The sequence below is a fragment of the Lelliottia sp. 489 genome, from assembly GCF_050435885.1.
Taxonomy (GTDB): domain Bacteria; phylum Pseudomonadota; class Gammaproteobacteria; order Enterobacterales; family Enterobacteriaceae; genus Enterobacter; species Enterobacter nimipressuralis.
The window spans coordinates 167571-182977 of record NZ_JBNDLC010000002.1 but is presented as its reverse complement, the minus strand read 5'-3'; the positions used below and the strand labels follow the sequence as shown (position 1 = coordinate 182977).

At 60.0% G+C, this 15407-nt stretch carries 13 protein-coding genes; 10 read left to right on the top strand and 3 right to left on the bottom strand.

What is annotated here, in order from left to right:
* Positions 1–66: 66 nt before the first annotated feature.
* The 5 genes from hutI (at position 67) to hutH (ending at position 6312) form a co-directional block, all read left to right on the top strand.
* Positions 67–1290: an imidazolonepropionase gene (gene hutI / locus ABIE11_RS08885; protein ID WP_409255552.1), complete on the top strand. Its 1224-nt coding sequence runs from the start codon at positions 67–69 to the stop codon at positions 1288–1290.
* Entirely contained in the window at positions 1287–2225 is a 939-nt protein-coding gene (gene hutG, locus ABIE11_RS08880; protein WP_429184348.1) for a formimidoylglutamase, read from the top strand. The genes hutI and hutG overlap by 4 nt, the downstream gene beginning before the upstream one ends.
* Positions 2226–2244: 19 nt before the next feature.
* Positions 2245–2979 (top strand): histidine utilization repressor, encoded by a 735-nt coding sequence (locus ABIE11_RS08875; RefSeq protein ID WP_100777142.1) that lies wholly within the window; start codon positions 2245–2247, stop codon positions 2977–2979.
* Positions 2980–3106: 127 nt separating this feature from the next.
* Positions 3107–4792 (top strand): urocanate hydratase, encoded by a 1686-nt coding sequence (hutU, locus tag ABIE11_RS08870; RefSeq protein WP_194514168.1) that lies wholly within the window; start codon positions 3107–3109, stop codon positions 4790–4792.
* Positions 4792–6312 (top strand): histidine ammonia-lyase, encoded by a 1521-nt coding sequence (gene hutH, locus ABIE11_RS08865; RefSeq protein ID WP_429184347.1) that lies wholly within the window; start codon positions 4792–4794, stop codon positions 6310–6312. Before hutU ends, hutH begins: the two co-directional genes overlap by 1 nt.
* A 103-nt stretch (positions 6313–6415) precedes the next feature.
* Here hutH and ABIE11_RS08860 read toward each other — a convergent pair whose 3' ends face one another.
* Both ABIE11_RS08860 and bioA read right to left on the bottom strand, forming a co-directional pair.
* On the bottom strand, positions 6416–6892 hold the full coding sequence (locus ABIE11_RS08860; RefSeq protein WP_100777139.1) for a kinase inhibitor: 477 nt from the start codon (positions 6890–6892) through the stop codon (positions 6416–6418).
* 71 nt (positions 6893–6963) lie between these two features.
* Positions 6964–8271 carry an adenosylmethionine--8-amino-7-oxononanoate transaminase gene (bioA, locus tag ABIE11_RS08855; protein WP_429184346.1) on the bottom strand — a complete coding sequence of 436 codons (1308 nt, stop codon included), beginning with the start codon at positions 8269–8271 and terminating at the stop codon, positions 6964–6966.
* A 71-nt stretch (positions 8272–8342) separates the two neighbouring features.
* Here bioA and bioB point away from each other — a divergent pair, with 71 nt between their 5' ends.
* The 4 genes from bioB to bioD are packed head-to-tail and all read left to right on the top strand — an operon-like array spanning position 8343 to position 11967.
* Positions 8343–9383, top strand: coding sequence for a biotin synthase BioB (bioB, locus tag ABIE11_RS08850; protein ID WP_100777137.1), 1041 nt, complete (start codon positions 8343–8345; stop codon positions 9381–9383).
* Positions 9380–10531: an 8-amino-7-oxononanoate synthase gene (bioF, locus tag ABIE11_RS08845; RefSeq protein WP_429184345.1), complete on the top strand. Its 1152-nt coding sequence runs from the start codon at positions 9380–9382 to the stop codon at positions 10529–10531. Before bioB ends, bioF begins: the two co-directional genes overlap by 4 nt.
* A complete protein-coding gene (gene bioC, locus ABIE11_RS08840; RefSeq protein WP_429184344.1) occupies positions 10518–11273 on the top strand; it encodes a malonyl-ACP O-methyltransferase BioC in 756 nt (251 codons plus the stop codon). Before bioF ends, bioC begins: the two co-directional genes overlap by 14 nt.
* Positions 11266–11967 (top strand): dethiobiotin synthase, encoded by a 702-nt coding sequence (bioD, locus tag ABIE11_RS08835; RefSeq protein WP_429184343.1) that lies wholly within the window; start codon positions 11266–11268, stop codon positions 11965–11967. The genes bioC and bioD overlap by 8 nt, the downstream gene beginning before the upstream one ends.
* Here bioD and ABIE11_RS08830 read toward each other — a convergent pair.
* Positions 11930–12652: an ABC transporter ATP-binding protein gene (locus tag ABIE11_RS08830; RefSeq protein WP_181827512.1), complete on the bottom strand. Its 723-nt coding sequence runs from the start codon at positions 12650–12652 to the stop codon at positions 11930–11932. The two genes, bioD and ABIE11_RS08830, sit on opposite strands and share 38 nt — an antisense overlap.
* Before the next feature lie 709 nt (positions 12653–13361).
* Between ABIE11_RS08830 and uvrB the strand changes: the two genes are divergently transcribed.
* On the top strand, positions 13362–15377 hold the full coding sequence (gene uvrB / locus ABIE11_RS08825; RefSeq protein ID WP_102105221.1) for an excinuclease ABC subunit UvrB: 2016 nt from the start codon (positions 13362–13364) through the stop codon (positions 15375–15377).
* Positions 15378–15407: the final 30 nt, after the last annotated feature.

Below are 15407 nucleotides of genomic sequence, written 5' to 3'. Positions count from 1 at the left end.
AGCCGGTTGACACGGGCAAACGAATGAAAATAAATGTCTATACAACCCATGACAAGCGGAAGTCCTATGCATCAGCTTCATCCCGACGATCTTCTCTGGCGTAACGCACGACTGGCGACCATGAACCCTGATGAACCCGCACCTTACGGCCTGCGTGACAATGCGGCTCTGGTGGTGCGCGGCGAGAAGATTGTAGCGATTATCCCTGAAACGGAGGTCCCGGCCACGCATGCTCATCAGGTCAACCTCGGGGGACGACTGGTGACACCTGGTCTGATCGATTGTCACACCCATCTGGTGTTCGGTGGCGATCGCGCCGCGGAGTGGGAGCAACGTCTGAACGGCGTCTCTTATCAGACCATCAGCGCCCAGGGCGGCGGAATCAATGCGACCGTGGCCGCCACCCGCGAAAGCGATGAACCATCATTACTCAAGCGGGCGGAACAGCGCCTGCATCGCCTGATGCAGGAAGGCGTCACCACCCTTGAGATCAAGTCGGGTTATGGCCTGAATGCGCAGACTGAAGAGAAAATGCTGCGCGTCGTCCAGACTCTGGCGCAAAGCCATCGGGTTGAAATCAGCCCAACGCTGCTTGCCGCCCACGCCGTGCCGAAGGAGTACCGTCAGGATCCGGACGCTTATCTGACGCAGGTTTGCGAGCAGATCATGCCGACTCTCTGGCGTGAAGGGCTGTTTGAAGCGGTGGACGTATTTTGCGAGAACGTCGGCTTCACGCTGTCGCAGACCGAACGGGTGTTTCAGGCGGCCGCCGCGCTGGGCATTCCCGTCAAAGGCCATGTCGAACAGCTTTCCAGGCTGGGGGGCGCCGCATTAGTGAGCCGCTATCACGGCTGGTCCGCCGATCATATTGAGTATCTCGATGACGCGGGGGTCAACGCGATGGCGCACAGCGGCACGGTCGCAGTGCTGCTACCCGGCGCGTTCTACTTCTTACAGGAACGTCAGCACCCGCCTGTCGATCAGCTGCGTAAACAGGGCGTGCCGATGGCTGTCGCCACAGACTACAACCCCGGCACCAGCCCGTTTGCCAGCCTGCATCTGGCGATGAACATGGCCTGCGTGCAGTTTGGTTTAACGCCGCAAGAGGCATGGGCAGGCGTGACGCGTCACGCGGCACAGGCGCTGGGTCGGGGTGCCACCCACGGTCAGTTGAAGGCCGGTTTTGTCGCTGACTTCGTCGTCTGGGATGCTGAGCGCCCGGTGGAAATGGTCTACGAGCCGGGGCGTAATCCGCTCTATCAGCGTGTGTTTCGAGGGAAAGTATCATGACACTGTGGCGGCCAACGCCCGCTGATCTCTGGCAGGGGCGCGACGACAGCAGCGAAGCCAGCAACGCGCTGCGAATTTTTCAGACTATCGCCCAGACCGATCGTTTTGCGCCAAAAAGTTCAGGCATTGCGCTGTTAGGTTTCGAGTGTGATGCAGGCGTGCGGCGCAACCATGGGCGGCCCGGTGCCGCGCAGGCGCCCGACGTGCTGCGTAAAGCGCTGGCAAACATGGCCAGCCACAGCGGGCACGACACGCTGACCGATATGGGCACCATCACCGTTGCGGGCGATCGGCTCGAAGACGCCCAGCGCGCGCTGAGTGATGCGGTGCTGGCCTGCCAGCAGTCGGGCATGCGTACGCTGGTGTTCGGCGGCGGGCACGAAACGGCCTGGGCCCACGGTCGGGGAGTGCTGGATGCCTTTCCTCACGAACGCGTTGCGATTATCAATCTCGACGCGCACCTCGATCTCCGCAAGGCCGACCACGCCACATCAGGCACGCCGTTCCGCCAGCTCGCGCAGTATTGCGAGGCGCAGAACCGCGAATTTCAGTACGCCTGTCTGGGCGTCAGCCGGGCGGCGAATACGCAGGCGCTGTGGGACGAAGCGGCCCGCCTCAACGTGACGCTGGTGGAAGATCTCGATTTTCACCGGGAGGCGTTACCGGTGCTGGAAAGCGTCCTGGCGCAGGCCGACCGCGTCTATCTGACCATCGATCTCGACGTACTGCCTGCCGGTGAAATGCCTGCCGTCTCAGCCCCGGCGGCGCTCGGCGTGTCGGCGCTGGATATAATGCCGGTGATTGGCGAAATCTGTCGCAGCGGAAAACTGCAGGCAGTAGATTTGGTCGAGTTTAATCCGGTTTACGATCGCGACGGACAGGGCGCGCGGCTCGCGGCGCGTCTGGCCTGGCAAATTGCTCACTGGTGGGCATAAATCATTTTAAGGAGTAACAATGTTTTCACGCTCACCGAATCCGCCTTCCGGCGCGCCAGCCCCTTTTTACGAAAAGGTGAAACAGGCCATCAGCGAGAAGATCGCCACCGGCGTCTGGCAGCCGCACGACCGCATCCCTTCCGAGGCCGAACTGGTGGCGCAGTTTGGTTTCAGCCGTATGACCATCAACCGCGCGCTGCGTGAACTCACGGACGAAGGGCTGCTGGTGCGTTTGCAGGGAGTGGGAACGTTCGTCGCCGAGCCGAAAGGGCAGTCGGCGCTGTTTGAAATCCGCAGCATTGCCGATGAGATCGCCTCGCGCAATCATCAGCACCACTGTGAAGTGCTGGTGCTTGAGGAGACACAGGCCAGTGCCGAGCAGGCGGTTGAGCTGAATGTCAAAGAGGGGGCGCGGATTTTCCACTCGGTGATGGTGCATTTCGAGAACGACGTTCCGGTGCAAATCGAGGATCGCTGCGTCAACGCCGAACGGGTGCCCGATTATCTTCAGCAGGATTATACCCAGACCACGCCCCACGCCTGGCTGTCACAGGTCGCTCCGCTGACCGAGGGCGAACACATTGTCGAAGCGGTGCGCGCCACGCCGCAGGAGTGCGAACGACTGCGGATTAAAGAGCACGACCCGTGCCTGCTGATCCGCCGCCGCACCTGGTCTTCCGGGCAGATTGTCTCGCACGCCAGACTGTTATTCCCCGGTTCCCGTTACCGGTTACAAGGCCACTTTATGTCATAGGTTTTCAAAGCGTGATAGCTAACACAATATAACAAAATTGTATCTTTATTGTTAAATCTGACCTTGTGCGTGGTTGTCTATACAAGTATATCTGTTTGTATCTTTCATCCCGTATGAGGACCACACAATGTCGTCAGGTAAATACCGTCAGCAGGATGTCCGCGCCCCGCGCGGCACCACGCTCACCGCCAAAAGCTGGCTCACCGAAGCGCCGCTGCGCATGTTGATGAACAACCTCGATCCCGACGTCGCCGAAAACCCGCACGAGCTGGTGGTGTACGGTGGCATCGGTCGCGCGGCGCGTAACTGGGAATGCTACGACGCCATTGTGGACGCGCTCACCAACCTCGAAATCGACGAAACCCTGCTGGTGCAATCCGGTAAACCGGTCGGGGTGTTCAAAACCCATAAGAATGCGCCACGGGTGCTGATTGCCAACTCAAACCTTGTTCCGCACTGGGCAACCTGGGAACACTTTAATGAGCTGGACGCCAAAGGGCTGGCGATGTACGGCCAAATGACTGCGGGCAGCTGGATCTACATTGGCAGCCAGGGCATCGTGCAGGGCACCTACGAAACCTTCGTCGAAGCCGGACGCCAGCACTATAACGGCTCCCTGAAAGGGCGCTGGGTGCTGACCGCCGGACTGGGCGGCATGGGGGGCGCACAGCCGCTGGCAGCAACACTGGCGGGCGCCTGCTCCCTGAACATCGAATGTCAGCAGAGCCGCATCGATTTCCGCCTGCGCACCCGCTATGTCGATGAGCAGGCCGACAATCTCGATGACGCGCTGGCGCGCATTCAGAAATACACCGCCGAAGGCAAAACCGTGTCGATTGCCCTGTGCGGCAACGCGGCGGAGGTCGTCCCGGAACTGGTGGCGCGCGGCGTGCGCCCGGACCTGGTCACCGACCAGACCAGCGCCCACGATCCGCTCCACGGCTACCTGCCAAAAGGCTGGAGCTGGGAAGAGTACCAGCAAAAATCCCAAAGCGACCCGGAAGGGACGGTGCTGGCCGCCAAACGCTCGATGGCTGAGCATGTGTCGGCGATGCTGGCGTTCAGCAAAATGGGCGTACCGACCTTTGACTATGGCAACAACATTCGCCAGATGGCGAAAGAGATGGGCGTGGAAAACGCCTTCGACTTCCCTGGTTTTGTCCCGGCCTATATCCGTCCGCTGTTCTGTCGCGGCATTGGCCCGTTCCGCTGGGTAGCGCTCTCGGGCGACCCGGAAGATATCTATAAAACTGACGCCAAAGTGAAAGCCATCGTCGCCGACGACGCGCACCTGCACCACTGGCTGGACATGGCGCGCGAACGCATCAACTTCCAGGGGCTGCCCGCGCGTATCTGCTGGGTGGGGCTGGAGTGGCGCCAAAAACTCGGCCTGGCCTTTAACGAAATGGTGCGCAGCGGCGAAGTCTCCGCGCCGATTGTGATTGGTCGCGACCACCTGGATTCCGGCTCAGTCGCCAGCCCGAACCGCGAAACCGAAGCCATGCAGGACGGCTCTGACGCCGTCTCTGACTGGCCGTTACTCAACGCCCTGCTGAACACCGCCAGCGGCGCGACCTGGGTGTCGCTACACCACGGCGGCGGCGTCGGGATGGGCTTCTCCCAACATGCGGGCATGGTGATTGTCTGCGACGGTACCGACGAAGCTGCCGCCCGCATCGCCCGCGTACTGCATAACGACCCGGCGACAGGCGTCATGCGCCATGCCGACGCGGGCTACGACATCGCGATTGACTGTGCGAAAGAGCAGGGGCTGAACCTGCCGATGGTCGCCGCCACACAAGGAAAACACTGATGAATGCACTGACTATTACGCCCGGCGCGCTGACCTTCGCTCACCTGCGCAGCGCCTGGCGCCACCCGGTGACGGTGAGACTGGATGAAAACGCCCATCAGGCGATCAACGACAGCGTCGCCTGCGTGGAAGCCATCGTCGCCGAAGATCGCACGGCCTATGGCATCAACACCGGTTTCGGCCTGCTGGCGCAGACGCGCATCGCCACGCACGACTTGGAAAACTTACAGCGCTCGCTGGTGCTGTCACACGCGGCGGGGGTCGGCGAACCGCTGGATGACGAGATCGTCCGACTGATGATGGTGCTGAAAATTAACAGCCTGGCGCGCGGTTTCTCCGGTATCCGCCTGAGCGTGATTCAGGCGCTAATCGCTCTGGTCAACGCGCAGGTCTATCCGTGGATCCCGGCCAAAGGCTCGGTGGGTGCCTCGGGGGATCTGGCGCCGCTGGCGCATATGTCGTTGCTGCTCCTCGGCGAGGGCAAAGCTCGCTGGCAGGGGCAATGGTTGCCCGCCAAAGAGGCGCTGCAAAAAGCCGGATTAACGCCAATTACTCTGGCGGCGAAAGAGGGACTGGCCCTGCTGAACGGCACCCAGGCTTCCACAGCGTTCGCCCTGCGCGGTCTGTTCGAGGCTGAAGACCTGTTTGCCTCGGCGGTGGTGTGCGGTGCGCTGACCACGGAAGCCGTGCTCGGTTCGCGTCGTCCGTTTGATGCGCGTATCCATGAGGTGCGCGGCCAGCGCGGGCAAATTGATGCGGCGGCGATGTACCGTCATCTGCTGACTGATACCAGCGCAATTGCGGATTCGCACCATAACTGCGACAAGGTGCAGGACCCGTACTCCCTGCGCTGTCAGCCGCAGGTGATGGGCGCGTGTCTGACGCAAATTCGTCAGGCCGCCGACGTGCTGCTGGTGGAAGCGAACGCGGTTTCCGATAACCCTCTGGTGTTCGCCGAGCAGAATGACGTGGTGTCGGGCGGGAACTTCCATGCGGAGCCGGTGGCGATGGCCGCCGATAATCTGGCGCTGGCGATTGCCGAAATAGGTTCGCTCTCTGAGCGTCGTATCGCGCTGATGATGGATAAACACATGTCGCAACTGCCGCCATTCCTGGTGCGCAACGGCGGCGTAAATTCCGGGTTTATGATTGCCCAGGTGACAGCGGCGGCGCTGGCGAGCGAGAACAAAGCGCTGTCCCATCCGCACAGCGTGGACAGCCTGCCGACCTCGGCCAATCAGGAAGACCATGTCTCTATGGCGCCGGCGGCCGGGCGTCGTCTGTGGGAGATGGCCTACAATACGCGCGGCGTGATCGCGGTCGAGTGGCTGGCGGCGGTGCAGGGGATCGACCTGCGCGAAGGGCTGAAGTCCAGTCCACTGCTGGAGCAGGCGCGCCAGACGTTGCGAGAACACGTCACGCACTACGACGACGATCGTTTCTTTGCGCCGGATATTGATAAGGCGATGGAACTGCTGAAGGCGGGGAGCCTGGTGACGTTATTACCCGCGGTGCTGTAAAGCACAGCCCGGCAGCGCTGCGCTTGCCGGGCCTGTAAAACAACGTTTTGGTGATGAATGAACCGTACAGGCCGGGTGAGGCGACGACGCCGCCCGGCTTTTTTTACGAATACATCGCGGTAATCGACGCACTTCCCAGCGTGTGAAAATGCACGTTAAAGCCGACCATTGCGCCGCTCGCGCCTTCATCCACATCGATCTTCTCAACGTCCAGGGCATGAACGGTGAAAATATACCGGTGCGTCTCGCCCTTTGGCGGCGCCGCGCCGCCATATCCGGCTTTGCCGAAATCGGTGCGGGTCTGAATGGCCCCTTCCGGCAACGCCGTTAAATCAGAGCCGGAGCCCTGCGGCAGCACGCGCGTGTCAGCGGGCAGGTTTGCGACAATCCAGTGCCACCAGCCGGAACCGGTTGGCGCATCCGGGTCGTAGCAGGTGACGACAAAACTCTTCGTCCCCGGCGGAACATCATCCCAGGCCAGGTGCGGCGAAATATTATCGCCCTGATAACCCATGCCGTTAAACACGTGACGCTCGGGTAACTTTTCACCGTCGCGCAGATCCTGACTGATTATCTTCATGCGATTTCTCCGTACGTAGCCATGCAAAAAGTGTACTGCATAAAACAGCATACCGAAGCTAACGCGTTGGGTTAAATCGCAAAATGTGCGGGAATGTTAACAGCCTCATTCACCGCGCGGGTCAGCTTCTGCAGTTGCTCTGGGGTGATGATGTACGGCGGCATCAGGTAGATCAGTTTGCCGAACGGTCGCACCCACACGCCACGCTCGACGAAGAAACGCTGCAATGCCGCCATGTTCACCGGATGGCGCGTTTCGACCACGCCAATTGCGCCCAGCACCCGCACGTCGGCCACGAACTCTGACTGTGCCGCGCTCGTCAGTTCACGCGTGAGCTGAGATTCAATCGCCGCAACCTGCGCCTGCCATTCACCGCTTTCCAGAATAGCCAGACTTTCACTGGCGACCGCGCAGGCCAGCGGATTGCCCATAAACGTCGGGCCGTGCATAAAGCAGCCGGCTTCGCCGTCGCTGATGGTGTCGGCTACGTGACGGGTCGTGAGCGTTGCGGAGAGGGTCATGGTGCCGCCCGTCAGGGCTTTACCGAGGCACAAAATATCCGGAGCGATCTCCGCATGGTCGCAGGCAAAGAGCTTGCCGGTGCGGCCAAATCCGGTCGCGATTTCGTCGGCAATCAGCAGGATACTCTCCCGATCGCACATCTTTCGGATGCGTTTCAGCCACTCGGGATGATACATGCGCATTCCGCCCGCGCCCTGTACGACAGGCTCAAGGATCACGGCAGCAATTTCGTGGCGATGGGCGGCCATCAGACGGGCAAATCCGACCATATCCATTTCGTTCCACTCGCCTCCAAAACGGCTTTGCGGCGCCGGGGCGAACAGGTTTTCCGGCAGATAACCCTGCCACAGGCTGTGCATCGAATTATCGGGATCGCAGACCGACATCGCGCCGAAGGTGTCGCCGTGATAGCCGTTGCGGAAGGTGAGGAAACGCTGGCGCGGCTCACCTTTCGCCTGCCAGTACTGCAGCGCCATTTTCATCGCCACTTCCACCGCCACCGAACCGGAATCGGCGAGGAAAACGCATTCCAGCGCGTCCGGAGTCATGGAGACCAGCCGACGACACAACTCAATCGCCGGCTGATGGGTGATCCCGCCAAACATCACGTGGGACATCTGGTCAATTTGCGTTTTCATCGCCGCGTTCAGGCGCGGATGGTTGTACCCGTGGATGGTTGCCCACCAGGAGGACATCCCGTCGATCAGCGTTTCGCCGGTGGCCAGATGCAGTTCACACCCGTGCGCCGAGGCGACCGGATAAACGGGCAGCGGGCGGGTCATGGAGGTGTAGGGGTGCCAGATATGTTGCTTGTCGAAGGCGAGATCGTCCGGGGTCATAATCGACTTGTAAACCATTTTGAAAAGTTTTAGGTTTACAAGTATAAACCGAACCCACAATGAACTGAACCCCTTTTTGGAGAAGCCCGATGGCTAACCCTGTACGTTGGACAATGTCGCAAGTCACCGAATTATTTAACAAACCTTTCCTCGAACTGATGTTCGAAGCCCAGCAAATCCACCGCCAGCACTTCGATCCGCGCCATGTGCAGGTCAGTACGCTGCTGTCGATCAAAACCGGTGCCTGCCCGGAAGACTGCAAATATTGCCCACAAAGTGCGCGCTACAAAACCGGGCTGGAGGCCGAGCGGCTGATGGAAGTGGAGCAGGTGCTCGACTCGGCACGCAAGGCGAAAAATGCCGGTTCGACCCGCTTCTGCATGGGAGCCGCGTGGAAAAACCCGCACGACCGTGATATGCCGTATCTGGAGCAGATGGTGCAGGGCGTGAAAGCGATGGGGCTGGAAGCCTGCATGACGCTCGGCACGCTCAACGAAACGCAGGCGCAGCGCCTGTCAGCAGCGGGCCTGGACTACTACAACCACAACCTCGATACCTCGCCGGAATTCTACGGCAATATCATCACCACCCGCACCTACCAGGAGCGTCTCGATACGCTCGACAAAGTGCGCGACGCGGGGATTAAAGTCTGCTCCGGGGGGATTGTCGGTTTAGGTGAAACGGTAAAAGATCGCGCCGGTCTGCTGTTGCAGCTGGCGAATTTGCCGACGCCGCCGGAAAGCGTGCCGATCAACATGCTGGTGAAGGTCAAAGGCACGCCGATGGCCGATAACGATGACGTGGATGCATTTGATTTTATCCGCACGATTGCCGTCGCGCGCATCATGATGCCGACCTCGTTTGTGCGCCTCTCCGCAGGCCGTGAGCAGATGAGCGAGCAGACTCAGGCGATGTGCTTTATGGCGGGCGCAAACTCAATTTTCTACGGCTGCAAACTGCTCACCACGCCAAACCCGGAAGAGGACAAAGATGTCCAGCTGTTCCGCAAGCTGGGGCTGAATCCGCATCAGACCGAGGTGTTGACGGGTGATAACGAGCAGCAGCACCAGCTGGAACAGCAGCTTTTCAACGCCGACACTGAACAGTTCTACAACGCGGCAGCCCTATGACCTGGCAACACCGCATCGACGCCGCACTGGAGGAACGCCGGGCGGCGGACGCATTTCGCTCGCGCTTGGCGGTCGAAAGCGGCGGGCGTTTTCTGACCCGCGAAACGCGCCGGTTCTGCAACTTTTCGAGCAACGATTATCTCGGCCTGAGCCAACATCCGGCGATCATTCGCGCCTGGCAGCAGGGGGCGGAAACCTGGGGCGTCGGCAGCGGCGGGTCGGGGCATGTGACGGGCTACACCACCGCGCATCAGGCGCTGGAAGAGGCCCTTGCCGACTGGCTCGGCTATCCCCGCGCGCTGCTGTTTATCTCCGGTTTTGCCGCCAATCAGGCGCTGATTGCGGCCCTGATGGGAAAAGAGGATCGGATTGTCGCCGACCGCCTGAGCCACGCTTCCCTGCTCGAAGCGGCCAGCCTCAGTCCGGCGCAGCTGCGCCGGTTTGCCCATAACGACGCCGCCCAGCTCAACGCGCTGCTGGCGAAATCCTGCGACGGGCAACAGCTGGTGGTGACGGAAGGGGTCTTCAGCATGGACGGTGATTGCGCTCCGCTGGGTGAACTCCATGCCGCGGCACGCCAGCACAACGCCTGGATGCTGGTGGACGATGCCCACGGCGTTGGTGTGCTGGGCGCGGAAGGGCGCGGAAGTGCCGCCCGCCAGGATGTCAAACCGGAACTGCTGATTGTGACCTTCGGCAAAGGGTTTGGCATCAGCGGCGCAGCGGTGTTATGCAGCGAATCCGTCGCGGATTACCTGCTGCAATTCGCCCGCCATTTGATCTACAGCACCAGTATGCCGCCTGCGCAGGCCGTGGCGCTGCTGGAAGCGCTGAGGGTTGTCCGCAGCACAGAGGGCGAGCAGCGGCGACACACTCTGGCTGCGCACATCCAGCGCTTTCGGGCGGGGGTGCGCGAACTGCCCTGGCAGATGACCGATTCGCAAAGTGCCATCCAGCCGCTGATTGTGGGCGAGAACAGCCGTGCCTTGCATCTGGCGCAGCAGCTTCGCGAGCGTGACATGTGGGTGACGGCGATCCGCCCGCCAACCGTCCCGGCGGGCACTGCGCGATTACGCCTGACCCTGACGGCCGCGCACCACACGCAGGACATTGATGATTTACTGGAGGCGCTGCATGACGCAGGTTAACAAGCAGGCCATCGCCTCTGCTTTCGGGCGGGCGGCGCAAAGTTATTCCCGACACGACGACCTGCAGCGCCGGAGCGCCCAGGGGCTGAAAACGCTGCTCGGCGAGGGGCGTTTCCACGCCGTGCTGGATGCAGGCTGCGGGCCTGGCGCAAACAGCCGTCTCTGGCGCGAGGCGGGCAGCCATGTGACGGCCCTCGACCTCTCCCCGCAAATGCTGGAACAGGCGCGCTACCAGCAGGCGGCCGATGATTATCTGGTGGGGGACATCGAGTCTATTACGCTGCCGGACGCACAGTTTGACCTGGTGTGGAGCCATCTGGCGGTGCAGTGGTGCGCCAGTCTGCCGCAGGCATTGCGCGAGCTATATCGGGTCACGCGTCCCGGCGGCACTGTCGCTTTCACCACGCTGCTCGATAACTCTCTGCCGGAGCTGAATCTGGCCTGGCGTGCGGTGGATGAACGGCCGCACGCCAACCGTTTTTTACCGGCGCAGGCGGTGAACGACGCCCTCGCCGGGTGGCGCTACAGGGCCACCACGGAGGTCGTTACCCTCTCTTTCAGCGATGCCCTGAGTGCGATGCGCTCGCTGAAAGGGATTGGCGCCACCCATCTGCACGACGGACGGGCGCGAAAACCCCTCACGCGCGGCGAGCTGACGCAGCTTGAGCTGGCGTGGCCGCGTGCGCGCGGGGAATTCCCGCTCTCTTATCAACTCTTTCATGGGATTATCGAACGTGACTGAACGCTATTTTGTCACCGGAACCGACACTGAAGTCGGTAAAACCGTCGCCAGCTCGGCGCTGTTGCAGGCGGCGCGTTTGCAGGGATTCATCACCGCCGGGTACAAACCGGTCGCCTCCGGCAGCGAGATAACGCCGGAAGGCTTGCGCAACTCCGACGCGCTGGCGCTGCAACGCCACAGCACGCTTGCACTGCCGTATCAGGCGGTGAATCCGTACACCTTCGCCGAGCCAACTTCTCCGCACATCATCAGCGCCGACGAGCAGCGTCCGATTGCGTTTTCGGTTCTCTCTGCAGGTCTGCGCGCGCTGGAGCAGCAGGCGGAATGGGTGCTGGTCGAAGGGGCAGGCGGCTGGTTTACGCCGCTCTCGGCGCATCAGACGTTTGCTGACTGGGTGCAGGAGGAACGGCTGCCAGTGATCCTGGTCGTGGGCGTTAAGCTTGGCTGTATCAACCACGCGATGCTCACCGCGCAGGCGATTCAGCAGGCCGGTTTACGCTTCGCAGGCTGGATCGCCAACGACGTGGTGGCCCCTGGTAAACGTCATCAGGAGTATCTTGCGACGCTGAAAAACGTGCTTTTTGCGCCGTTCCTCGGGGAGATCCCCTGGCTTGCTGAGGGCGCAGAGCAGGCCGAGACCGGGCAGTATCTCGATCTCAGCGTCTTGCATCCAGCGACATCCAGTGGGCGATAAGCTCATCATCCAGCTCGTTAACGTGGCCCTGAGCCACGTTACGCCCGCGATACAGCACGCAAAAACGATCGGCCACCCGGCGAATAAACGACAGCTGCTGTTCCGCTAACAGCACCGTCATTCCCAGCTCCCGACTCAACCGCATCAGCAGTTGCCCAAGCCGGATGGCAAAGGTGCTTCCCGCGCCGTGCAGCGGCTCGTCCAGAATCAGCAGGCGAGGGCGGCAAATGAGCGCATTGGCCAGCGCCAGCTGGTACTGCTCGTCGGGTGACATCCCCGTCGCTCTGGCGTGGCGCAGCGGCCACAGCTGGGGAAACAGTTCGTAAATATCACTGCTCGCCGCCGCATCGGGCGCACCTTTGGCGCGCATGGCGACGTGCAGATTCTCCTCAACGGTGAGCTGCGAGAAAATACGCCGGTCCTGTGAGACATAGCCAATGCCCGGCATCGCGCACTGCTCAGGTGCAGCGCTGCTCAAATTGCACGGTGGCGCGCCCGCTTCATGCCAGATGATGGTGCCGCTCTCGATGGGCAACTGGCCGGTAATGCAGTTGATAAGCGTGGTTTTCCCCATACCCGGCAGCCCGATAACGCCTGTGCACATCCCTGGCGGCAAATCCAGATCGACATTCCACAGCGTGTGCTGACTTCCATAGAACTGATTAACGGCGCGCAGACTTAGCATATTTCACTCCTTAAAACGCATGAGGGATGAGACGTCTCAGGATAAACTGCAAAACCCTTGCCATAACCCATGGCGTGGTTCGATATGCTGCACTTTTCAGATTTGGCTCACAGCCGTGAAAAGGGCGTGCTGTGCACATAATGACGGATATGTGATTAAGATCTCGCCAGTCGGTTATGCGCGGTGGGGCTGAATATCATCAAAAAAGAGCTATAAATATTTTTTACGGACATGCCCTTGGGAAAAACCGGGAATTTGCGGAGTCGCGGTCTGTACGGGCTGGAAGCACTTATCCACTATTCCTGTGGATAACCATGTGCATTAGAGTTAGAAAACCTGAGGCAAGCGAGAGAAGACGCGGCCTGCGCATGAATTGATGCGAAACGCGGCTTTAAGAAATATCCTCTATGAATTAACGAGTTAGACAAAAGCAATCATCGTCATGAAAGTGTCACTGACTGCCATAAAACTATCATTACGTGGCTTGACAAATGTTAAAAATAGAAATGTTCTGGGGATAACCGAACATTGCTGGTGTTTTATCTCGTCACAGCCTAAATTTTGGCCCCTTTCGCGTTCATCAGGCGGATGCTAATCCAGATATCCTTACACGCCACTGGTTTTACATCCAGTATTTATTACTGGCAAATTTGCCAGCCGCGAGTAAAATTACTCACCTGCCGCTTTTTCCGTCATCAGGTTGTCGCCCATGAGTAAATTGTTCAAATTGAATTCTGCTTTCCGTCCGTCTGGCGATCAGCCGGATGCGATCCGTCGCCTGAAAGAGGGGCTGGAAGACGGGCTGGCGCACCAGACCCTGCTGGGTGTGACCGGTTCGGGCAAAACCTTTACCGTTGCCAACGTGATTGCGGATCTGCAGCGCCCGACGATGGTGCTGGCGCCTAACAAAACGCTGGCGGCGCAGCTGTATGGCGAGATGAAAGAGTTCTTCCCGGAAAACGCCGTTGAATATTTCGTCTCCTACTACGATTACTACCAGCCGGAAGCCTACGTACCCAGCTCAGACACCTTTATCGAGAAGGATGCTTCGGTCAACGAACATATCGAACAGATGCGTCTGTCGGCGACGAAAGCGCTGCTTGAGCGTCGGGATGTGATCGTGGTGGCGTCGGTCTCCGCCATCTATGGTCTGGGCGATCCGGATCTTTACCTCAAGATGATGCTGCACCTGACCATCGGGATGATTATCGATCAGCGCGCGATTTTACGCCGTCTGGCGGAGCTGCAATATGCCCGTAACGACCAGGCGTTCCAGCGCGGTACTTTCCGCGTGCGCGGCGAAGTGATCGACATCTTCCCGGCAGAATCCGACGATCTGGCCCTGCGCGTTGAGCTGTTTGACGAGGAAGTCGAGCGTCTGTCGCTGTTTGATCCCCTGACAGGCCACGTTGAGTCGGTGATTCAGCGTTTTACCATCTACCCGAAAACCCACTACGTCACCCCGCGCGAGCGTATCGTGCAGGCGATGGAAGAGATAAAAGTGGAGCTGGCGGACCGCCGTAAGGTGCTACTGGCGAATAACAAACTGCTCGAAGAGCAGCGCCTGAGCCAGCGTACGCAGTTCGATTTAGAGATGATGAACGAGCTGGGTTACTGCTCGGGCATTGAAAACTACTCGCGTTATCTCTCCGGGCGTGGTCCTGGTGAGGCACCGCCGACCCTGTTCGATTATCTCCCAGCTGACGGTCTGCTGGTGGTGGACGAATCTCACGTCACCATTCCGCAGATCGGCGGCATGTATCGCGGTGACCGCGCGCGAAAAGAGACGCTGGTGGAGTACGGTTTCCGTCTGCCGTCGGCGCTCGATAACCGCCCGATGAAATTTGAAGAGTTCGAGGCGCTGGCCCCGCAAACGATTTATGTGTCGGCCACGCCGGGGAACTACGAGCTGGAGAAATCCGGTGATGAAGTTATCGATCAGGTGGTGCGTCCAACGGGCCTGCTGGACCCTATTATCGAAGTTCGCCCGGTGGGAACGCAGGTGGACGATCTGCTCTCAGAGATCCGCGCTCGCGCATCGGTTAACGAGCGTGTGCTGGTCACCACGCTGACCAAACGTATGGCGGAAGACTTGACTGAGTATCTGGAAGAGCACGGAGAGCGCGTGCGCTATCTGCACTCGGATATCGATACCGTTGAGCGTATGGAGATCATTCGCGATTTACGTCTTGGCGAGTTTGACGTGCTGGTGGGGATCAACCTGTTGCGAGAAGGTCTCGACATGCCGGAAGTGTCGCTGGTGGCGATTCTGGATGCCGACAAAGAGGGCTTCCTGCGTTCTGAGCGCTCCCTGATTCAGACCATTGGCCGCGCGGCGCGTAATATCAACGGGAAAGCGATTCTGTACGGTGACAAAATTACGGCGTCGATGGCGAAAGCGATCGGCGAAACGGAACGTCGTCGTGAGAAACAGCAGCAGTACAACGAAGAGCATGGCATCACCCCGCAGGGGCTGAACAAGAAAGTGGTGGATATTTTGGCGCTGGGTCAGGGTATTGCGAAAACCAAAGGCCGCGGAAAAGCGCGTCATCCGGTTGAGGCTGATGCGGTGGAAGTGCTGCTGACACCGAAAGCGCTGCAGCAGAAAATCCACGAGCTGGAAGGGCAGATGATGCAGCATGCGCAGAATCTGGAGTTTGAAGAGGCGGCGCAACTTCGCGATCAGCTGCATAAGCTGCGCGATCTGTTTATCGCGGCGTCGTAACTCGCGTTGCCGGGCGGCATTGCGTCTGCC